The 21,504-nt window shown below is 52.7% G+C and carries 21 protein-coding genes; 18 read left to right on the top strand and 3 right to left on the bottom strand.

Annotation, left to right across the window (positions count from 1 at the left end; genetic code table 11):
• Positions 1 to 364: 364 nt before the first annotated feature.
• The 7 genes from QZ305_RS05225 (at position 365) to QZ305_RS05255 (ending at position 8,970) form a co-directional block, all read left to right on the top strand.
• Complete coding sequence (locus QZ305_RS05225; RefSeq protein ID WP_294730627.1) at positions 365 to 886, top strand: hypothetical protein; 522 nt, start codon at positions 365 to 367, stop codon at positions 884 to 886.
• 31 nt (positions 887 to 917) lie between these two features.
• Entirely contained in the window at positions 918 to 1,178 is a 261-nt protein-coding gene (locus tag QZ305_RS05230; RefSeq protein ID WP_294730629.1) for a hypothetical protein, read from the top strand.
• Positions 1,175 to 1,768: a signal peptidase I gene (lepB, locus tag QZ305_RS05235; protein ID WP_294730630.1), complete on the top strand. Its 594-nt coding sequence runs from the start codon at positions 1,175 to 1,177 to the stop codon at positions 1,766 to 1,768. The genes QZ305_RS05230 and lepB overlap by 4 nt, the downstream gene beginning before the upstream one ends.
• A 12-nt stretch (positions 1,769 to 1,780) precedes the next feature.
• On the top strand, positions 1,781 to 5,761 hold the full coding sequence (locus tag QZ305_RS05240; RefSeq protein ID WP_294730632.1) for a SpaA isopeptide-forming pilin-related protein: 3,981 nt from the start codon (positions 1,781 to 1,783) through the stop codon (positions 5,759 to 5,761).
• A gap of 86 nt (positions 5,762 to 5,847) precedes the next feature.
• The gene (locus QZ305_RS05245) at positions 5,848 to 7,350 is read left to right on the top strand and encodes a SpaH/EbpB family LPXTG-anchored major pilin (protein ID WP_294730633.1); all 1,503 of its coding nucleotides are present in this window, start codon (positions 5,848 to 5,850) and stop codon (positions 7,348 to 7,350) included.
• 64 nt (positions 7,351 to 7,414) lie between these two features.
• A complete protein-coding gene (locus QZ305_RS05250) occupies positions 7,415 to 8,251 on the top strand; it encodes a class C sortase (RefSeq protein ID WP_294730634.1) in 837 nt (278 codons plus the stop codon).
• A 26-nt stretch (positions 8,252 to 8,277) separates the two neighbouring features.
• Positions 8,278 to 8,970, top strand: coding sequence for an LPXTG cell wall anchor domain-containing protein (locus QZ305_RS05255; RefSeq protein ID WP_294730635.1), 693 nt, complete (start codon positions 8,278 to 8,280; stop codon positions 8,968 to 8,970).
• 173 nt (positions 8,971 to 9,143) lie between these two features.
• Here the strand turns inward: QZ305_RS05255 and QZ305_RS05260 are convergent, their stop codons facing one another.
• The 3 genes from QZ305_RS05260 to QZ305_RS05270 all read right to left on the bottom strand — a co-directional run bounded on the left by QZ305_RS05260 (position 9,144) and on the right by QZ305_RS05270 (position 11,036).
• The gene (locus QZ305_RS05260; protein ID WP_294730636.1) at positions 9,144 to 10,091 is read right to left on the bottom strand and encodes a Fic family protein; all 948 of its coding nucleotides are present in this window, start codon (positions 10,089 to 10,091) and stop codon (positions 9,144 to 9,146) included.
• A gap of 341 nt (positions 10,092 to 10,432) precedes the next feature.
• Positions 10,433 to 10,699 (bottom strand): hypothetical protein, encoded by a 267-nt coding sequence (locus QZ305_RS05265; protein WP_294730637.1) that lies wholly within the window; start codon positions 10,697 to 10,699, stop codon positions 10,433 to 10,435.
• A 64-nt stretch (positions 10,700 to 10,763) separates the two neighbouring features.
• Positions 10,764 to 11,036 (bottom strand): hypothetical protein, encoded by a 273-nt coding sequence (locus QZ305_RS05270; RefSeq protein WP_294730638.1) that lies wholly within the window; start codon positions 11,034 to 11,036, stop codon positions 10,764 to 10,766.
• 566 nt (positions 11,037 to 11,602) lie between these two features.
• On the opposite strand from QZ305_RS05270, the gene QZ305_RS05275 reads away from it, so the two are divergent.
• The 11 genes from QZ305_RS05275 to QZ305_RS05325 all read left to right on the top strand — a co-directional run bounded on the left by QZ305_RS05275 (position 11,603) and on the right by QZ305_RS05325 (position 21,352).
• Positions 11,603 to 11,944: a PRD domain-containing protein gene (locus QZ305_RS05275; RefSeq protein ID WP_294730640.1), complete on the top strand. Its 342-nt coding sequence runs from the start codon at positions 11,603 to 11,605 to the stop codon at positions 11,942 to 11,944.
• A gap of 18 nt (positions 11,945 to 11,962) precedes the next feature.
• Positions 11,963 to 13,285, top strand: a complete 1,323-nt coding sequence (locus tag QZ305_RS05280; protein ID WP_294730641.1) for a YhfT family protein — start codon at positions 11,963 to 11,965, stop codon at positions 13,283 to 13,285.
• Between the two features lie 136 nt (positions 13,286 to 13,421).
• Positions 13,422 to 13,781 carry a DUF2620 family protein gene (locus tag QZ305_RS05285; protein ID WP_294730643.1) on the top strand — a complete coding sequence of 120 codons (360 nt, stop codon included), beginning with the start codon at positions 13,422 to 13,424 and terminating at the stop codon, positions 13,779 to 13,781.
• Positions 13,778 to 14,800, top strand: coding sequence for an amidase family protein (locus QZ305_RS05290; RefSeq protein WP_294730644.1), 1,023 nt, complete (start codon positions 13,778 to 13,780; stop codon positions 14,798 to 14,800). Before QZ305_RS05285 ends, QZ305_RS05290 begins: the two co-directional genes overlap by 4 nt.
• Positions 14,788 to 15,660 (top strand): phosphotriesterase, encoded by an 873-nt coding sequence (locus QZ305_RS05295; protein WP_294730645.1) that lies wholly within the window; start codon positions 14,788 to 14,790, stop codon positions 15,658 to 15,660. The genes QZ305_RS05290 and QZ305_RS05295 overlap by 13 nt, the downstream gene beginning before the upstream one ends.
• Positions 15,657 to 16,748 carry an aminotransferase class V-fold PLP-dependent enzyme gene (locus QZ305_RS05300; RefSeq protein ID WP_294730646.1) on the top strand — a complete coding sequence of 364 codons (1,092 nt, stop codon included), beginning with the start codon at positions 15,657 to 15,659 and terminating at the stop codon, positions 16,746 to 16,748. Before QZ305_RS05295 ends, QZ305_RS05300 begins: the two co-directional genes overlap by 4 nt.
• 96 nt (positions 16,749 to 16,844) lie before the next feature.
• The gene (locus QZ305_RS05305) at positions 16,845 to 18,005 is read left to right on the top strand and encodes an alanine racemase (RefSeq protein WP_294730647.1); all 1,161 of its coding nucleotides are present in this window, start codon (positions 16,845 to 16,847) and stop codon (positions 18,003 to 18,005) included.
• Complete coding sequence (locus QZ305_RS05310; RefSeq protein WP_294730648.1) at positions 18,002 to 19,219, top strand: phosphopentomutase; 1,218 nt, start codon at positions 18,002 to 18,004, stop codon at positions 19,217 to 19,219. Before QZ305_RS05305 ends, QZ305_RS05310 begins: the two co-directional genes overlap by 4 nt.
• A gap of 114 nt (positions 19,220 to 19,333) precedes the next feature.
• Positions 19,334 to 20,119, top strand: a complete 786-nt coding sequence (locus QZ305_RS05315; RefSeq protein ID WP_294730649.1) for a threonine/serine exporter family protein — start codon at positions 19,334 to 19,336, stop codon at positions 20,117 to 20,119.
• Entirely contained in the window at positions 20,116 to 20,556 is a 441-nt protein-coding gene (locus QZ305_RS05320) for a threonine/serine exporter family protein (protein WP_294730651.1), read from the top strand. The genes QZ305_RS05315 and QZ305_RS05320 overlap by 4 nt, the downstream gene beginning before the upstream one ends.
• A gap of 118 nt (positions 20,557 to 20,674) precedes the next feature.
• Positions 20,675 to 21,352 (top strand): CHAP domain-containing protein, encoded by a 678-nt coding sequence (locus tag QZ305_RS05325; RefSeq protein ID WP_294730652.1) that lies wholly within the window; start codon positions 20,675 to 20,677, stop codon positions 21,350 to 21,352.
• Positions 21,353 to 21,504: the final 152 nt, after the last annotated feature.

Raw genomic sequence — 21,504 nt, forward strand, 5'->3', positions numbered from 1 at the left:
TGATTTTGCTTCATCAAAGGAACCTGCAGCCAATATTTCAGGGAAACTGCCGGAAACAGAGGAGTCAAACGAGAAAAAGCCGCCGGTTTCAGGCGGTGAATACGTGTATTCCGGACAGAATCGACGTCCTGCGAATGGTTTCGGGTGACCGCAGACAGGAATATGTCTGGAAACAGATTGTAACTAGTCTTTATAAGTATACTTTGGAAAACATAACCAAGGTCCGAAACTCTCTCAAGTAAATGCATTTTAACACGGTAAAGATTTGTATGGATACAAATTGTGTAACGTTGCCACGCATTTTCTTACAATCCGCCAAAGTATACTTTCGCGGACTCTTTCAGCTGAAAAAGGAGGGAAGGTTTTGGAATACAGTTACATGCGCGTTGCGGAAGCTGACAAATACCCGGCAGAACTGAAGAACACCGTATTCGCAGACACCAGAGGTGATCCCGAATCGCCGGAATTCCAGCGCCTTCTGACTGTGATACAGCCAAATGACAGTGTCCACATCCCGACACTGACCGATCTGGGATCCAGTCTGGCTCAGGTCTGCGAAAAGTGGCAGCAGCTGCTGGACCTGGGAGCCCGGATCTGGCTGCTGGACTGTCCGGCAGCGGGAAAAGATCCGGCGGTATTCGGAGAACTGCTTCAGTACATCAGTTATTCCCAGAAGCGGTTCAAGAATCCGAAACACCGCACAGTGATCCGGACCAAACCGGGATCTTGCGGACCGGGCCGGAGGCGCATTGAACTGCCCGAGCGGTTTGCGGAAGTTTATGAAGACTACCGGGAAGGGCGTCTGAACAGCCGGGAAGCCGGAGAGTCGCTGCATGTGTCTCACACCACATTCCTGCGCTGGAGCCGGCAGCTGGACGAAGCCTGAGGATCCCGGAAAGAATGGTTGAAAGTTTTGTATGAAAGAAAAGGAACTGAAAAAGCTGTCCCGTCTGCAGCTCGTGGATCTTCTGATCGAAACCACAGAAGAAAACGAGCGGCTGAAAGGACTGGTCCAGGAACTCAGTCAGGAAATCGAGAACCGGACCATCGTCTGCAACCAAGCCGGCAACATTGCCCAGGCCGCCCTGCAGCTCAACGGCGTGTTTGAAGCCGCGCAGCAGGCAGCCCAGGACTACCTGCAGGCAGTCAGACAGCAGACGGAAATGGCGGCGCCATGAGCCGCCGGCAACAGACACCTGTGTCCGCCAGTCAGTTTGACTCGGCAGACTGGAAGAAAGAAAAGAAACGGATTTTGTATCAGAGAAAGTTCCGGGACACGCTGAAAAGCACCGTTGCGGTGCTGGTGGTGGTCGCCGCCCTGGCGATCCTTGCCGCCACCCTGTGGCTCCCGGTCCTGCGCATCTACGGAAACTCCATGACACCCACACTGCACGAAGGCAACATTGTGGCCACGGTGAAAACCACCGAGTTTGAACCCGGCGACGTGGTGGCCTTCTACTACAACAACAAGCTGCTGGTCAAGCGGGTCATAGCCGGACCGGGAGACTGGGTGGACATGGCGGATGACGGCACTGTGTACGTCAACGGCAGAGAGCTAGAGGAGCCGTATCTGGAGGAAAAGGCGCTGGGGGAAACCAACATCGAGTATCCCTATCAGGTACCGGAAGACCGGTGGTTTGTGATGGGAGATCACCGCAGCGTATCCCTGGACTCCAGGACAAAGGCAATCGGCGCGATCGCCGAGGAACAGATCGTCGGAAAACTCGTCTGGCGGCTGTGGCCCTTCGATGCCGCAGGGACTTTGTAGAAAGGAAATTTGATGATGAAAGGACACCGCCATATCCGCAGGAAACTGGTGGGAGCGCTGGCGGCGCTGGTTGTCTTCTGCACAACCTACGCCCTGATCCTTCCCGCTGTGACTTTGTCCACCGAAGCACACTGCGGCAAGGAAGAGCACACCCATACGAGTGACTGCTACAGAAGCGATGAATATCTGTGCGGGCAGGAAGAGTCCGCCGTGAGTGAAGGTCATGTCCATGACGAAACCTGTTATCAGGACGTGCAGACTGTGATCTGCGGCCTGGAAGAAAACGAATTCCACACCCACGATGAAACCTGCTACCAGACAGAACAGGTTCTGATCTGCGACAAGGAAGAATCGGAAGGAGCAGAGGGACATACTCATACAGCCGACTGCAAAAAGAGCGATGAGCCGATTTGCGGCAAGGAGGAGCACACCCATTCCAGACAGTGCGAATCCGACCCGGACGCAGTGGAAACCGAGGAGGACTGGAAGAAGTCTCTGCCCCGGGATCTGAAAGAAGATGTGCGGGAGCGCATTCTGCAGGTGGCCGAAAGTCAGCTGGGATACAGGGAATCCGAAAAGAACTTCCGGGTCAATGAAGACAAAACGGAGGATGGATTCACCCGCTATGGCGAATGGGCCGGTGACCGGTATGGTGACTGGAACAATGCCTTTACCGGCTGGGTGCTGAAGTACGGGGAAGTGGATATCGCATTTGAAAATGATCTGGGTAAATGGATCAATGACCTGCAGGATGAGCTGACGCAGGAACCGGAAACCGGCATGGCTGGATTCTTCCGGGATGACAACGCGGTTCTACGGTCCGGGATTGTGAAGGGCATCAAAGACACGGAGATCCTTGTCATTGAAGGTGATAAGGACAAAGAGGTCAGGGAAACGAAAGTTCCCAGAGATCAGTTCGTAGCTTATCTGGACACAGCCAGAAAAGTGGAAATCGTCGATCCATCTGAACCGGGTTCAGAAGGAAATGACACAGAAGAGTCGGCAATGGAAAAATCCGTCAGGATCGACGGACAGAAACAGGTTGAAATCGGCGATGAAGTTACACTGACAGCCCAGACTGCTGGGTTTGAAAACGAAGATTCGCTCACGTATCAGTGGCAGTACAAATCCGGTGATGGGGACTGGACGGATCTGCCGGATGGTACAGACAAGACACATCTGGTGATCGTGGATGAGGAAAACATCGACTGGATCTACCGCGTGGGTGTACAGGAACAGCCCGAAGCTGTGGGCGGTATCCCCGTGAATGCGTATCCCAGGCTGGTTGTGCCTGGAGTCCGGTTTGATGAGACTGCAGATATCAATGGAGGAGAGTCTGGAACCATTTATTCCGATGAATTTGATTTCAATCAGGATAGCCTTCAGGTACTTGCGGATTCCAGAGCCAGTTCGGTGATTCAAATTACCAAAGGATGGACGCAATCTCACTCTGCCTATACATCTGTGGATATCAATATATATCGCAGAAACAGTGATGCAGGTGCTGATGAAAGCGAAGTGGGAGAACTGGTTGATAAGGTTACGTTATCGGCGGATAACAACTGGACAACTACATGGAATCTTCCGGATGGTGAGACAGATCCGAATCAGTTCATCGTGCGCGAAGCGCCGATTTCAGGATGGACTGGTTTGTATACACGGTTTGATCCCAATCATCTTCTGATAGCAGCCAGTCAGTTAAACAAGAATGACAGCTATTTAATCATGGATGCGTCCATGGAACATTTCCTGACTCTGGAGGATGGAAGGCTGGTCACAAAATCTATCACTGTCTCCAACAGTACGGAAAGATACGATCCGGCCAATTATCCCGAATCTGCTTTCTGGACATCAGATAGCTCTGGAAGGCTAAGTAATGGAGGTTTCTATCTGAATACCAGTTCCAGTGGGCTTAATTGTTATGAGAATTCCAATTATGGGACAAAATTCTCGTATGAAGCTACTAAGAACAACAATAATGGTGAGGATGTTAGTCGGGGATTATATAAAGATAGTCGAAAGGTATCCTTCTCAAATGGAACTTTTTCCACCTCTAAAACTACTAATAATGGAGACAGAGTCTGGCTTTTCAAAGTTCACTCTTCAGGAAGCGGTTCAGATGCACAGAAGGTTCTTATCACAAACACGCCGAACTACAGTGTAAATCCTGATGCCGGTACAGGAAATGACAGTCTGGCTTACGGATTTCCCATTGCGAAACAGATTGATTATCTGGGAGATGGTGTAGAAAACAAGGATACTGATGCTGCAGAGAATCTGGAAAACAAATATAGACTGTATCTGTCAGCCGGTCCCATTGCAGGAGATGCTGCGGAAACACCGGTGAATATTCTTTATGTTGTAGATACTTCTGGAAGTATGAAAAATAACAACCGAATGAGCAACGCTAATAAGGCTATAGAAAATTCCTGGTCGGCAATTCGTTCTCTTAATGAAGCGAAAAACCAAATGTCTGTTGTTGAGTTCGGCTCACAATCAAGTGTTTCAACAGATTGGACCAGTGCTGCATGGGGCGACGCGGATTACTTGAAGTACTACGATAACTGGAATGGTGGAACAAACTACCAAGCTGGATTAAAGGAAGCAGAAACTCAAATAGAAAAAATTCGAAAGAAAAATAACTACCCAATTTTTATGGTCTTTCTTTCTGATGGTGCTGCTACATATGGCGGAGCTTGTGAACCGCCAACTTATTATTCTAACTTTCCAAACTGTGATTATGGCAATGGACAAGATAGCTATAGGGCAGAACTCGTTCAATATACTCTTCAGGAGATCATAAACTTCCGTCAGAAATATCCTGATGTGAATATCTCCGTTATTGGCCTGGATCATTCTGACAGGAACGGATATTTCCCCCTGCTTGCAACGGGCAATCAGATTTACAACGGAACTACAGGTACTCTGGTGGATCAGATGACTGCGGTCATTGCCGGTCCTTCCATTACAAAAGGCAAGATTGTGGATAAACTTTCGGATTATGTACAGTTCTCTGAAGTCCCCAATGTAAAACTGGTGGCGAAGGATAAACAGTCAAATCACGAATACACTTTGTGGTCCGATGGTCAGATTCAGGATTTTATTCTGACAAAACTTGGTGGAGGAACAGAGAACCAGAAGGCTGTATTTGGAAGCATAACAAATCCGGTTACCTGGAATGTGCAGGATAAAACAATTCAGGTAGAGTTCAATCCCGACTGGAATATGAATACCCGATATGAATATGTACTTTCATTTGATGTGGATGTGACAGATCCGGCTTACGAAAAGTTTGTGGAAACTGGATATCCCGACACAGGAGATGAAGAGACGGATGTTGCAGACAATACAACATCCTCAGCGAAAAATGGCTTCTATTCGAATGTATCAGGCCCGGATACCTCAGCATTCCAGTTCTCTTTCAACAACAAAGAATACAAGCGCGAGTATTTCAAGCCGGTGGTTCAGGTACATCAGCGAATCGATTTGAATAAGGTAGATGCTGCAAATCAGAAGACTGGTTTATCAGGCGCCGTATTCACTCTCTACAAAGAAGGCGGTTCGACTATAGCGGGTTCAGATTATTCAGGAACTGTTATTCGTGATGATCTGACCACAGGTGCGAATGGTCAGCTGACACTGCCGACACTGGAGCAGGGAACTTACTATCTTCAGGAAACAAAAGCTCCGTCTGGTTATGTTTCGACAGGAACTGTATGGAAGCTTACTCTGACAAACAAACTGGATATTGAAGGTGAAGGTCTCTCGTTTAAAGGAACTTCGGGAACCAGTTCAAACGGAACAATTGAGAAAGATCCGCTGACACAATCTTTTGTGCTCCAGATCACGAATACGGCAGGAAAACCGCTGCCTAATACCGGTGGATCCGGTACCAAACTTCTTACATCTGCAGGCGGGGTAATGATTGCTGGCAGTCTGCTTATGTACGGATACAGGAAGAGGCTTAGGGGCAAAGAAAGGAGGTTGAAGTAAAAGCCTCCGCCCCTGACCTTTAGGGGACTGTATTCGATATAAAAATGTTCCGGGAATTTGATACCGGAAAGGAAAGAAAGGAAATTATGAAACACACATTCAAGAAACTGTTTTCTGTTCTTGCGGCGTTCATGATGGTGGTTGGTCTTGGACTGACGACTGTGAAGGCTGAAGAGACTGGGACTATTACAGTAGAGAACGCCCAGCAAAATACTACCTATACCTTATATAAGGTATTAGATATTGAATCATCTGGAGCTGCAGTGTCTTACTATACACAAGAAAAGACTGTAGCTGATGCTTTCGCAAATGCAAAAGTAGGTGAGAAATCACTGTTTGTTGTTAATGGTCCCGATGGACAGTCACGGTATAACGTTTCGATAGCAGATGGTGTAACTGATCCAGAGGCTCTTGCTTGGATTAAAACAAACATTGCTACCGGATCCGTAGGAACGAATGTAGCAGAAAAGATTACAGAAGATGGTCAAACCACTGTTGTATTCAATAAAATTGCTTCCGGATATTACTATGTAACAACAAGCAATGGCTCTGTTGTAACCATTACCAATGCAGATAACACAGTTCGAATTGAAGATAAAAACGAACACGAACCCACAGTTCCGGATGATGGTTTAAAACAACTGGTTGGTGAAAATGGTAAGGTTACTTCTTCTGCTCAGATTGGAGATACGAAGAACTATAAGATTGCTTTCACAGCAACGAACTACACTGGCTCGGGTGATGATCTGACTCAGATTACAAAATATGTAGTGACTGACACTCCGACTGGTATTGCCTACAACAACGATTTTGCGGTTAAAGTTGGCAACACCACACTTACAAAGGTTCAAGGTACAGCTACTGAAAAAGGTACTTACTCCATGTCCACAGATGCTGAAACAGGTGCCGTAACATTCACGATTCCCTGGGGAAAGGCTGCAGTAGCAGCTACCGGAGATACCGAAGGAAAACCTGCAGAGAGTTTCTATGCCTCTCCTTCTGATGTAAAGATTACCTATTCGGCTACAGTTACTACTGAAGATGTAGCTGTAAAAAACCATGCTTCTCTTGTTGTAAACAGCGGCGAGCCGATTAAAGGAAACGATGTAACCATCGATACAGCGAGAATTCAGATTAAAAAGTATATTACTGGAACAGAAGAGTTCCTTGCTGATGCTGAGTTTAAGCTGATGAAGGGTAATGATGAAGTTAAACTGCTGCAGGATGAGGACGGTACATATTATGTAGCTCCTGCAGTTAAAAATGGAGAAGAAACTCCGGAATATGCAACCCTGAAATCCAATGCTACAGCGGCTCTCGTTGTTCGTGGTTTGGACCCCAAAGCATCTTATACCATTCAGGAAACAAAGGCTCCGGCAGGTTATAAACTTGATCCTGAAGTGAAAAATGTGGAATTTACTGCAGGCGATGCAAACACTGTTCGGTTTACTCTGTCAGTTTACAACGAAGCTGGTTCTTCGCTGCCTTCTACAGGTGGTATGGGTACAACCGTTCTCTACACAATAGGTGGCGCATTGGTAGTGGGTGCTGCAATCATCCTGATTACCAAGAAAAGAATGGCTGCTTAATTACCGCATATTGATTCAGTAACTTGCTATTGGAACATTGTTCCAATGGCAGGGAGAGTTCTGCATGAAAAACTATATTAAAAAGAATTGGTCAACGATTCTTCTGGTATTGGTCTTTGCGGCAGGACTGTCCCTGCTGTTGTATCCGACAGTAGCTGACTGGTGGAATAACCTTAATTCTTCATATGCTGTGAGTGACTATCAGAATAATGTGGCTAAATTGTCTGATGAAGAATATGCAAGAATATTTGAAGAATCTGAAATCTATAACAACGATCTCCTGAAGGAACCTAACCGATTCAATCCAACCGATTCTATGCATGAGCGTTATCAATCGTTGTTGGCGGTTGGTGAAGAGAATTCGAGAATGATGGGTATATTAAAAATTCCATCTATTCGGGTAAATCTTCCTATTTATCACGGGACGGAAGAGTCTGTTCTGAAGTCTGCGGTTGGTCATATTGAAGGTTCATCACTACCTATTGGTGGTGAATCCACTCATACGATTATTTCGGGTCACCGCGGTTTGCCTTCAGCAAAGCTACTGACAGATTTGGATAAGTTGGAAGAAGGGGACTATTTCACAATCACAGTTCTGGATGATACCTGTACCTACATGGTTGACCAGATCAAGATTGTAGAGCCGGAAGACTTTACATATTTGCAGATTGAGCCTGGGGAGGATCTGGCAACACTGGTTACCTGTACTCCATATGGCATCAATACCCATCGTCTGCTGGTCCGTGGTCATCGTGTGGATAATCTGCCGGATGATTTCATCAATACACGGAATGAGGCGATGCTGATTGACAACAAGCTCGTGGCGCTGTTTATTGCTGTTCCTGTTCTGATAGCGCTGTTTGTCTGGGTCATGGTTAGAGGACGGAAGAAGAAAGTTTAGAAAGTTGAGGGAAGCTTATGAAGGGAATGTTGAAAAGGCTGTGGATCCTTCTGCTGATACCGCTGTTTGCAACTATGCCGGTGATGGCACAGGATATTGATTTGAGTGAGCGGGGATCACTGACGATTTCATTCAATGGTCAGTATCCGCTGGAAGGTTCATCCTATGCAATCTGGCAGGTGGCAACGATTGGTGTGTCTGAGACGAGTCCATATGAATATCAGAATGCGCCTGGGTTTGAAGGAATCCGGTTCCATTTTACGGAGCAGGATCTGAACTATTGGGATGCGGATGAGTCCCGTCCTCTGATTGAGTTTGTGGGGGACTTTATTGATCAGAATCAGCTGCGTCCTTATGCAACGAGGACGATTGGAGAGTCCAATACAGTTACCTTTGCGGATCTGCCGCTGGGAATTTATTATGTGCGACAGACAGAACTGGGAGAAGCCGGGTATGTCATGACTTCGTATTTGGCAACAATTCCAGATGAGTCCGGCAGTTATGATGTGACTTCTTTCGGGAAGACAGACCCGTACAGGAATGAAGAACCGAATAAGCCTGGCAAGAAGGATCCTCCTGCGGGAAAAGAACCTTCAAAGCCTTCCAAGGCAAAGACGGCGGCTGAGATGCAGCAGGATCAGTTCCTGTTGCTGGCAGGGGTTTCTCTGAGTGCTTTGGCATTGATTATGCTGTGGAAGCGGAAGAAGGAAGCGGCATAGCGGATCTGATTCAGATAAAATTTGTATTGAATAAAACAAACAAGGGCGCCAGTCTCCTTTTCAGGAGAATCTGATGCCCTTGTTTTGCATATAGGACTACAAAAATAGGGTACAAATGGGATTGGATTTCCGAAATTTGTACCCTATTTCCATTCGCTCGTATAGGTTTGCCATCAATCAATTCTCTTCCAGCAGTGCTCTTTCAGAAACTTCCGGATTGATTCTGTGTCTCTTCCTTCGTAGTACTGAATCAGAAGGTTTTTGAAAATATCCACTTTCTCCTCGGGAATTGTTAATAATCCACTGCCGCTGGATATCAATAGATGATTGGCAAAGATGACTGCAGCCCGTTTATTGCCGTCAATGAAGATCTGAGTTTTCATGCAGTACAAAAGCAAATCAATCGATCTGTCTATGACTGTTTTTTCTGATTCAACGATTGCCTGTATGGATTCAAGGACTATGGTTTTGATTGGCAGGGAAGGAATATAAGACGATCCTTTGATAGAGACTGGAACACTCCGTATTTCGCCTCCATTCAAGTAAAAGCCTTCATTTATCATGGAAGCCAGTACTGACAATAAGGACAGGGTGGTCGGTACCTGAAGCACATCTGGATCAAGTATGAATTCCCATGCATGTTTCAAATTCAGGATTTTCTGGATGTCAGAGGCTTTCATTCCGCTGACAATTCGATTTTCCAGAATATCTTCAGTTTGCGGAAATGTGGTTGCAACTCCTTCCAGAATGGCCTGGTCATAGATACTTTCTTTGATATGTGCCCTGGCAAAGTCCAGATTCCTGATCACCACCGGCAAAAGCTCATTTTCCTGATATCCCAGGCTGGCAAGTCTGCTTCGGATTGTCCGGATTTCTTTCTTCAGGCGGCGAGATTCTCTGTTGTCTCTGACCAGCATCTGATACAAATCATCCGAATAAGGGCCAACGTAGGTAGAGGTGTTGCGGGAACCGACACGGGACCTGACATATAAGTATTTACGGCCATGTGAAGTCTTGGTTTCGGGACTACCGGGATATGGAATCAGATGCAATCTGGCTTCCAGATCAGCTTTTTGCTGAATCAGGTTCATAATTTCTGTTACTTCGTTGTTTTGTGGCAAATTCAAATCTCCTTTCTATGGCTGTGACTGACTTAAAAATAGTCAGGTTTGATCCGTATATAGGAATTATCGCAAAAATAGGGTACAAATTGAACTGAAAATCTCTAATTTGTACCCTATTTCTTTTTATCAGGGTACACCGTTACCAATTTGAAACTCGGTGGTTTTTGAAGTTTCCGGCAGATAAAGCAGAAAACCAAGCAGATAGCCATATCATTCAGGGACGATATCCGGGGTTGCAACGAAGAAAACAGGCGTCAGACCCCTTTCAGATAGGGGCTGACGCCTGTACTGTTCAACGATTGGGTAGATAGCAGATTCTGTGCATACATGCAGACAGCTCACAGCAATCTGGGCTGCATATTCCTGTACTGCGCCAGTTCAGCCTTCAGTCTCTTGTTCTCATCAATTCTTTCTGTGAGAACGTGTTTCTGTCTGGCAATGATTTCATCGTTTGTGGCTATGGCTTCATCCAATTCTGCAAGTTTTTTGCGGGCGTGATCGAGTTCATGCCATGCAGTTGAGACTTCCTGCTTCTGCTCGCTGTTTAAACGGTACCAGCAGGCTGCAACAAAGTCGTCTTCAAACATAGGATCCGATGTTGTCATTTTTGTTTCTCCTTTTATAACGGAACAGAAGGAAATAACTGAATGTCTCTGCCGCCATAGAGAATCAGGTCCGGTTCATGGATAAATGCCTGTTTCTGCACTGTACCAGTTCAGCCTCCAGTTTTGCATTCTCATCATTCAGCAGGGAGACTCTGTTTTCCAGTTCTGTAATCTCATCAGTCTGTTCTTCAAGTCTGCTCTGTCTGTTTGTGATCCTGTCTTTTGTATCCTGAAACTCCTGTCTCAGACGCAGGACCTCTTTCTTCTGTTCTTCACCGATATACCACTCGAGGGAATCATAGTAGGCATTTACGGCGTCAATTGTGGACATGGCCATTCTCACACCCCCCCTTTTCCATAAACTCAAGCACCTGCTCTTTACTGTCACTTCTATTTATCTGAATTGTGTCATTTTTGAAGCGAAAATACAAACAGGATATCAATCATTTTTCTTCATTCACAGGCGAATGTTCCCACAAAAAAATAGGGTACAAATCTGGAAAACTCCTTTAAATTTGTACCCTATTTTTTTCCAGCCTTCGCTACTGGCTATCACCATCCACACAATCTGCCTGTTTAATCTGCAGCAGATAAAGCGGATAATCAGGCAGATCGCTCTATCGTCCGCGGACGATAGGTGCTTTTATCAATATTCCGCTGAAAGCCTTCTCTCATCTCCTGCCCTGTCCTCCATCATCAGTATCCGCTGACCCTTCCTTACCCCAGTGGTGCGGGATGGAACAGAAGTCATTCAAAATAATGTATATTCCTTGACTGGCGCAGGGGAACGGGTATGATGGGAGTGTAAATATAAAATATTTTGTACATTCAGACCGCAGAGGTCTTCTCTCTTTCCGGAAAATATACAAAATATTATATATTCAATGCTTCAAGGAGGTATCCATGGACCGATTTCAGCTTCTCCTGTCTTCGGGAGTCATCACAGAGCAGACCTGCGAAAAAGCCGTCAGGATCCAGAACAGTCTGGCAGACCGGTTTGCGCAGGAAGAAGCCCTGGACATGTTTGTCACACACTATGCCATGGCTCTGGAACGCCAGAACCGTCAGGAAATCATCAGTGGTCCGGACCAGGCTGTATTCAGCGAAATCGTCCGGAGCGCGCATTACCCCCAGGCCTGCAGTCTGCTGCAGGAACTCGATGACCTGACGCAGTCTGAGTTTCCGGAACCGGAACAGCAGTTCATGATCATGCATCTGGTCACTCTCATTGACCGGAACAGCTGAAACCAGCAGGGAGGATTTATGTTCAATTACATCATTGCCGCACTGATCGGCGCCATGTCCGCCATTCTGGCGAACAGAAACATCGCGGTGTACAACGACGGGTTCCGTCCGGTGTACACAGAATACCTGAATGGCCGCATGGACCGGAAAGCCCTGGCTGCCACATCCTTTGCGGTGAGCATCGGCCTGATCATCGGGTTCGCCTTCACCAACTCCATTGCCATGGGCATCGTGATCATTCACACCTATCTGCTTATGGGTGACATTATCGGCACCTGGTTCCCGGACAACAAAAAAGGTCTGATCCTGTCTGCCGTAGTCGGCGCACTGTGGGGTGTGCTGGTGGTGGCTTTCATGTCTTCCATCCAGGCGTTCTTCTCGGCGCTGCCGGTGAACTTCCTGACGCAGCTGGCGGGTGTGGCGGATTATGTCGTGACCACCTTCGCGGTGTTCCCGGCTCTGGTGGTCGGCTATCAGTGCGGTGTGAAGAAAGGTCTGATCACCGCGGCGATCACGCTGGCGACTTATCTGCTGATTTCCCGCTTTGGTGTGTTCCAGGTGGGTGACTTCACCCTGGCGCTGAACGGCGAAGGCATGGCTATGCTGGCGGGTACCATCACCATGATTGTGTTCGCGGTCAAAAACAAAACCGATGCTGCGGAAACCGGGCTCACCAACATCTTCAGCACGAATATCGATGCGATCAAAAAGCACTGGATCCTGTTCTGCATCACCGGCGGTCTGCTGGCCTGCGCAGCCAGTCAGTGTTTCCTGACAACGGATGTCATCTCCGGTCCGCTGGCCATGCAGGGCTCCTTCGGCCAGGCAGCGCTGGTGGCACTGGTCCGGGCCATCGGCTATGTGCCGCTGGTGTATACAACGGCGATCGTGACCGGTGTCTTCTCCCCGGCTGGTTCCTACTTCAGCGTGGCGGCTGGTCTCTTCGTGGCGGCCATGGGGCTGTCGGCTCCCATGGGCGCACTCACAGCCTTCATCTCCGGTGCCCTGGTAATGGGACTGGAAGTTCTGCTGCTGGGTGTGATCGGCGGTCTGCTGGACAAGTTCCCGGCGCTGCGGGAACTGGGTGACTACATCCGGGATGCCATGTCCAAGATTCTGGAACTGGCCCTGCTGGTGGGCGGCTTCACCTCTTCCTTCGCCATCATGAACGAAGTGGGCATGGGTGCGCTGGGCCCCATGACGGTGATGATCGTCTGGATGCTGAACAAAACGGCGAAAAAACCGGTGCTCATGCCCCTGGCGGTGGGTCCGGTGGTGGCCATTGCCCTGGGCATCATTGCCAATGTGATCATGGTCCTGGGACTGGGCGTGGCTGCCTGATCTGAGGGCAGGACAGTGCTCCTGCGGGACTATATTCGAAATTCATATCCGTAAAACAGAAACAGGAAAAGACCGGCAGAAACAGATGGACCGGTACAGGCATACATACAGAAAGACGAACAAGGAGGTATGAAACATGCTGAGAATCGTGGTGGGGGGCGCCCTGAACAAAAACGAAAACGCGGCGCTGATCGAACAGTACGGACAGAACCAGGTGGAGGTGAAGGTCATGGGTGACCTTCAGGCGGCCATGGCGCTGAAAAACGGCGAAGCAGACTACTATTTCGGTTCCTGCCAGACAGGCGCCGGCGGCGCGCTGTCCATGGCCATTGCCCTCAATGGCATGAGCAAGTGCATTCCGGTGGCCATGGTGGGCAAAGTGCTGGATGACGCCGAGATCGCTGCGGCGATCGCCCAGGGCAAGACTGCCTTCGGCTTCGTCCCGGAAGCCGCTGCCACGGTGATTCCGGTGATCATGGGCGAGCTGCTGAAATGAGCCGTATTAGAACCTGCGCGAAGAAGACACTGCTGGCGCTGAAAAATCCCGCCGGTTCCGTGCAGGAGGTGTTTGAGAACGCCCTGGATGCCATTGAAGAAGACAACGGCTGTCAGTACATGGGCGTCAAGAATGTCCGGCAGATCCCGATGGACTTTGTCCGGGATCTGGAATCGAAGGGATTTGTCCTGCACACCCTGGATGCCCACAGCCACAATGGCCGCGCCGTGGACTACGCCCTGCGCAATCCCATCACCGGGCAGCCCATGACCGGTTCTTCCAGCGGCACGGCAATCAATGTGTTTCTGGGAATCAACGATCTGGGCATTGGCACAGATGGCGGCGGTTCGGTGCTGGCACCGGCTCTGGCGGTGAACTGCTTTGGCTTCATTTCTCCGCTGATGGCGGAAGAAACCATGAAGCAGTACACAAAGCAGTCCACGGACGGCATCGCCTTCTACCCGTCTCTGGGGTTTGTCACGGCGGAGTATCCCACCATGACCAAGGCCATTGACGCAGCTCTGGACCTGCAGCCTGCTGCGGAAGGGGCAAAGACAGCCTGTCTGCAGGCTTCCCCGGCCTTTGCGGCCCGCGCCGCTGTGAAACCCGGTGCCATTGTGGAGGTCCCGGCAGCAGGCAGCGACCGGAATACCCTGATTGAATTCCTTGACCGGCAGCTGCCAGCCTGCGATGTCTTCGCGGACTGGGAAGAAAAGATCGACTTTCACGGACTGGGGGATACGGTGTTCGGGCACTTTGACCCGGAAACCGCAGATATTCAGAGCCGCAGCGGCAAGGGACTCATCCGGGTGGCGAACATGGTGAAGGCCACGGCGCTGACCATTCCCGCCACAGAGCTCTCCAGCGGCTTCACGCTGTACTGCGAATCGAAGCCGGAGAAAATCCGGAAACTGCTGGCAGTGGCGACGCAGCTGCTGCCAAAGGAAGATGCCCTGGTGCAGCGGTATTTCCGGGATCCGGTTCCGTATTTCGAGAAAGGCTTTGTATGGAATCACTGATTCATGACGGGACCATGATGCATGAACACATGCATCTGGATCTGTCCCGGATCAAGCAGGATCCGGATACATGTCTGGACTGTCATGACCAGACGCTGCAGGAACTGCGGCAGCTCCGGGAAGCGGGGATCACCCGGATCCTGGACGTGACCAACCTGGGCATGGGACGGGATCTGGACCTGCTGCGGTGTCTGGAAGAGGAATCCGGCGTGACCATTGTCCGGTCCACGGGCTTCTACAAAGACCCCTTCATTCCCGATGAATGGCAGGATGCCACGGCAGAGGAAATGGCCGCGGCCATGGTTCGGGACATTCAGGAGGGAAACGCCACGGTGATCGGGGAAGTGGGCACTTCCCGGAATGAATGGACGGAAAACGAGCAGAAGCTCTTTGATGCCGCCCTGCTGGCCCATCAGGCCACCGGGGCTCCCATCTACACCCACACCACCCTGGGGACCCTGGCTCTGGAACAGGCGAAATTCCTGACAGAACACGGTGCCGATCCGAAGAAAGTCGTCATCGGTCATGTGGATCTTGCCGGGGATCTGGACACGATCCGGCAGGTGCTGGATACCGGGGTGACGGTGGGCTTTGACACCGTGGGCAAGACGAACTATCTCCCGGATGAAACCCGGGTGCAGATGCTCCGGCAGCTGGAAAAGGAAGGGCGCACGGACCAGATCGTGCTGTCCATGGACATCACCCGCCGGTCTCAGCTTGCCGACGCAGCCGGGCCCGGGTACCGGTACCTCATGGACGGGTTTGTGCCCATGCTGCTGGCTGCAGGGATGCAGGAAGAGACCATCCGGCAGATGCTGGAAACGAATCCCGACCGGATTCTGGGAAGGAGACAATCATGAAAACCTGGCCACTGGAGAGCATGACCCTGGCGGAAGCCAAAGAAGCGCAGTTCGGCATGACGGATGCCATCTGCCGGGCGTTCCAGGGACACGAGAGCCTGACCCGGGGAGACCTGGGTGTGGTGCCGGGGCTGAACAAGCCCGTGACCACCGTGAAAGCCGAACAGGCCATTGCGGATTTCTTCGGCACGGAAGCCGCAATCCTCGTGCGGGGATCGGGCACCGGCGCCATCCGCTACGCACTGTTTGCCGCGCTGAATCCCGGTGACACGCTGCTGGTGCACAAGGCGCCGGTGTACAGCACCACGGATACCAGCATCCGGATGCTGGGACTGAAGACTGTGGAGGCGGATTTCAACGACCTGGCGGACATCCGCCGGGTGATGGAGGCCCATCCGGAAATCCGGGGCGCCCTGGTGCAGTACACCAGACAGGTGCCTGCGGACCGCTATGACATGGAAGAGGTCATCCGGACCATCAAAGACTGCCGGGACATCCCCGTGATCACCGATGACAACTACGCGGTGATGAAAGTCCGGAAAAACGGCACCCAGTGCGGTGCGGACCTGGCCTGTTTCTCCACCTTCAAGCTCCAGGGCCCGGAGGGAATCGGCTGCATTGTGGGGAAGAAAGACTTCATAGACAAGCTGGTGGCGGAGCATTACTCCGGGGGCTGCCAGACCCAGGGATGGGAAGCGCTGGAAGTGCTCCGGGGCCTGGTGAATGCACCGGTGGCCCTGGCGGTGCAGGCGGAAGTGAACGAACAGCTGGTGCAGGATGTGCGGCAGCTGGCAGGCGTGAAGGACGCCTTCCTGGCCAATGCCCAGTCCAAGGTGCTGATTGTGGAACTGGAAGAGCCCCGGGCACAGGCAGTGATCCGGGAAGCGGAAAAACTGGGGGCGCTGCCCAATCCGGTGGGCGCCGAATCCAAGTATGAACTGGCGCCGATGTTTTACCGGGTATCCGGCACCTTCCGGCAGGAAGATCCGACCCGGCTGGACCGGATGATCCGGATCAATCCCAACCGCAGCGGTCCGAAGACCATTCTCCGGATCCTGGAAAGCGCGCTGCAGGCTGACCCGGACTGAAGCCGGAACCGCCGGAGGCAGAACAGGCCCCGGCAGCGCGAAGCGCCATTGGCAAAGGGAAGCAGACAAGATCAGAGAAACAGTGGGGAAAACGATATGTTCCTGAAACAGACAGTGAAAAGAAATCCGATGCTGGTGGAAACGGGATTTGATTTGATGAGAAACAGCCGGATTCTTCCGGATACCTATGTGGTGGACACGGATGCCTATCTGGCGAATGCCGCGAAGATCCTGGCGGAGGGAAAACGGCAGGGGGTGGATCTGTACTTCATGCTGAAGCAGACCGGGCGCAATCCCTGGCTGGCCCGGGAGCTGGTGAAGCTGGGGTACGCCGGGGCTGTGGCGGTGGATTTCCGGGAGGCCCGGATTCTGATGGACCACGGGATTCCCATCTGCAATGTGGGGCACCTGGTGCAGTGTCCCCGGGGGTTTCTGAAGGAGATCGTGGCGTATGAGCCGGCGTACATGACGGTGTTTTCCCTGGAGAAGATCCGGGAGATCGACCGGGAGGCGGCGGCGCAGGGGAAAACCATGAAGCTGCTGCTGAAGGTAGTCCAGGACCAGGACATGCTGTACAGCGGGCAGACGGCGGGGTTCAGTCTGGATGAACTGCCGGCGCTGCTGGATGCCCTGGACAAACTGGAGCATGTGCAGGCAGCGGGCGTGACGTCCTTTCCGGCGTTCCTGTTTGACGAAGCCCGGGGACAGATTGAGCCGACGCACAACCTGGAGACGCTGGCGAAAGCCCGGCAGATCCTGGCGGACAGGGGCATCGAAGAAATCAACGTGAATGCCCCTTCTGCGACTTGTGTGCGCACGTTGCAGGCAATGAAGGGCTATCCATTCATTTCCAGTGCGGAACCCGGGCATGGACTGTCCGGATCCACGCCGCTGCATGTCGTCAGCGACGAGCCGGAGATCCCGGCAGTGGTGTATATGAGCGAGGTCTCCCACAACTTCCGGGGTCACAGCTACTGCTATGGCGGCGGTCACTACCGCCGATCCCATGTGCATGAAGCCCTGGTGGGGCCGTGTCTGCAGGAAGCGGTGTACTGCCGGGTGCAGCCGCCGCAGCCGGAGTGCATTGACTACTATTTCGAGCTGGAGAAGGAAATGCCGGTGTCCGATCCGGTGTGCATGGCATTCCGGCATCAGATCTTTGTCACCCGGAGTCACGTGGTGCTGGTGAAAGGCATTGGGCGGGGTGAGCCGGAGATCATTGGCGAGTACGACAGCCAGGGGAGGAAACTGGCATGACCGGGCGGTTTGTGGTGATTGTGCTGGATGGATTCGGGATGCAGGCCATGGCGGATGCAGCCCGGGTGCGGCCGGGGGATGAAGCCAGCAGCACCCTGGGCAGCATTCTGCAGGATTTCCCGGATCTGAAGCTGCCGAATCTGGAATCCCTGGGGCTGATGAATGCCTTCGGGCGGGAGAGCGCGCAGATGAAATTCGCGCCCGGTGCACTGTACGGCCGGAGCGAGCTGATGCACTTCGGAGCGGATACGTTCCAGGGGCACCAGGAGATCATGGGAACAAAACCCCGGAAGCCGGAGATCCACAACTTCCAGCAGAAGATCGATGAAATCGAACAGGCACTGCAGGAAGCCGGTCATTCAGTGGTGCGCCGGGGCACACCCGGGCTGCAGTATCTGGTGGTGGATGGCGCCTGCACGGTGGCGGACAACATCGATTCGGATCTGGGCATGGCCTACAACTGCACAGCGCGGCTGGATGCAATGCCCTTTGAGAAGCTGATGGAGATCGGTCATGTGGTCCGGGCCCATGCCCAGGTGGGTAGGGTGATTGCCTTTGGCGGTACGGGGAATACCATTGACGACATTCTGGCGGCGGAAGAGATCCGGGAGGACCGGTACATCGGGCTGCTGGCATCGAAGACCGGATCCTATGACCAGGGATACGAGTGCCGGCACTTGGGATACGGTGTGGATCCGGCGGTGCAGGTTCCTTCGATTCTCGCTGGGGCAGGGATCCCGGTGTCGCTGTTTGGCAAAGTGGCGGACATTGTTCACAACGAAGCGGGGAAGTCGGTGTCCATGGTGGACACAGCCGAAGTGCTGGAGCTGACCAGACAGGAGCTGGAGACGATGGAGACAGGGTTCATCTGCACGAATGTGCAGGAAACGGATCTTGCGGGTCATGCGCAGAACGCTGCCCGCTACAAAGAGGTGCTGGAAACAGCGGACAGAAAGCTGGGAGAGATCCTGGCAGCGCTGAAGCCCGGGGACGTTCTGGTGGTGATGGCCGACCATGGCAATGACCCGGATATCGGTCACAACCGGCATACCCGGGAAAACGTCCCGCTGCTGATTGCCGGCGGCAGCCGGCCGGGCTGCATCGGGCTGCGGAAGACGCTGTCGGATGTGGGAGCCACGGTATGCGACTGGTTCGGTGCACCGGCGCCGGAGAACGGCACGTCCTTTCTGCGGTACATCCGATGGTCAGACTGAAGAGCATCCGGGGCGGTGAGTCCCGGAGAAATCTCCCTGCTGCTGCGGCACCAGGGAGATTTTTGCGGTTTTACGACAGGAGTCCGCAAGGCGGGAGAACAGAAGGAGGGCAGCATGACTGCTGAGGACAGACAGGGAAGAGTTGGATACGCGGGGAGTCAGGGAGAACTGGCGGCCCGCACGGCGGTGCTGGCGGGGCGGCTGCTGCTGGAAAACGGCGGGGAGACCACCCGCACGGAGGATACCATGCGCCGGATCTGTCAGGCGGCGGGGGCTCAGGTCACGGATTCCTATGCCACTCCGGGCATGCTGATGGTGTCCTTCACCTGGCAGGGGCAGATGATCCACAACATGAAGCGCACGACCCCTGGCGGTACGGATCTGGAAAAAATCCAGGCGGTGAACGGGGTGTCCCGGCAAATCTGCCAGGGGACCATGACGATGCTGGAAGGCTATCGACGGCTGCAGCGCATAGCCCTGTCCGGTCCGGTGCCGCTGATGCGGCGGATGATGGGAGCAGCTCTGGCGGGCTGCGGGTTTGGGCTGGTGTTTTGTCAGAATGTGCCGGAGGCTCTGGCTGCGGGCGCGCTGGCACTGGCGGCTTCCGGTGCCGCAGCCTGTCTCTCCCGCTTTTCCGAATCCTTCCGGGTGTTTGCGGTGAGCGGGCTGATCACGCTGGCAGCCAGACTGTGTCTGCCGGCGGGTCTGCGCCCGGATCCGGTGATTCTGTCCGCGCAGATGATCCTGGTGCCCGGGATGATGTTCACCACGGCCCTGCGGGACTTTGCAGCGGGGGACACCCTGTCGGGACTGAGCCGCCTGGCCTGCGCGCTGCTGACGGCAGTGGTGACGGCCCTGGGCAACATAGCGGCGCTGGCGCTCACGGGAGGCATCGGATGAGGTGGCTGTATACGCTGACCGGAGCCTTTCTGGGTTCTCTGGGATTTGGATGTCTGTACGGGCTGACGAGCCGCAAACTGTGGCTGGCAGCCCTGACGGGGCTGGGCGGGCAGCTGGCCTGTTCGCTGGTGCAGGCGGTCTGGCCCAATGACTGTCTGTCCATGCTGGCGGGTTCGCTGTGTGCCACGCTGTTCTCCGAAGGGCTGGCCAGGAAACTGAAAACCCCCGCCGCGGCATTTCTGGTCTGCGCCCTGATTCCCCTGGTGCCGGGCCGCGGCATCTATGAAACGCTCCGGCTGTGGATCCTGGCCAGTCCGGAAGCCGGGATGTGGGCCAGAACCACGTTCCTCCAGGGGTGCGGCATTGCGGCCGGGTGTCTGGTGGCGGCGGCGCTGGTGAAAACCTGGAAGCCCCGGGGTGCCGGTACCGCCTCCTGAGCCCGGGGGCCGCTATCGGCAGGGGCAACACTTACACTAATTGAGATAAAAGATACAAATCAGAGGGAAATGCGCATGGATTATGCGCTATAATGAATGAGCTGAAAGGAGACAGACAATGAAAGCATTCAAGCGGATTCTGCTGACTGCGGGACTTGTCCTGTCTGCCATCCAGAGTGCCGGCGTCATGCCGGTATCCGCCGAACAGACCGCTGCCCAGGCTCCGATCCTGGCCCAGTCTCAGGAAACGGAGTCGGCGATCAGCAGGCTCAGTGAAGGCACTGTCTTCGCTGTACCCGCTGCGCAGGAAACCCAGGCACCGGTGCCGGTGCGGCAGGAAGCCCCTGCCATCAGGCGGCTGCCGGACTTTTCCAATGACGCCATGTGGAAACATTCCCCTTCCCCCTACAACATTCCGTCCCTCTGGGGTCAGTGCACCTGGTTTGCCTGGGGGCGGTTCATGGAAATCTATGGCTATGACCCGGGGTTCCGGGGCAACGGCTATGAATGCGTGGATCAGCTTCTGGCTGCGCATCCGGACAAATTCACCAGAGGCGACACCCCCACAGGCGGAGCTCTGTTCTCCAGCTACAATCACGTGGGGTTCATCCTGGAGGTGGACGGCGATAGCTGGACGATTCAGGAAGGCAACCTGGATCAGGTTTCGAATCCCGACTGGGAGACAGCCATTCAGGACTGGCGGACAGTGACAATGACCAGAGACGAATTCATGGCCCAGACAGGCGCGGTGTGGTTCGCCAATCCGGTGAGTCCCGTCACATTCAGCAAAGAATAAAGAATCAGGAAACAAGGCAGCGCCGGGATCCAGCAGGGAACCGGGGCTTTTTTTGTGGCCTTTAGAGATAACGGCATGAATTTGAGCCGGATATAAAATGGAAATCTTTTACCAAAAAAGAACTGGTCACATTAATGTGACATTTTCACGAC

The sequence above is a fragment of the uncultured Faecalibaculum sp. genome (assembly GCF_910588395.1).
In the GTDB taxonomy this organism is placed as follows: domain Bacteria; phylum Bacillota_I; class Bacilli_A; order Erysipelotrichales; family Erysipelotrichaceae; genus Faecalibaculum.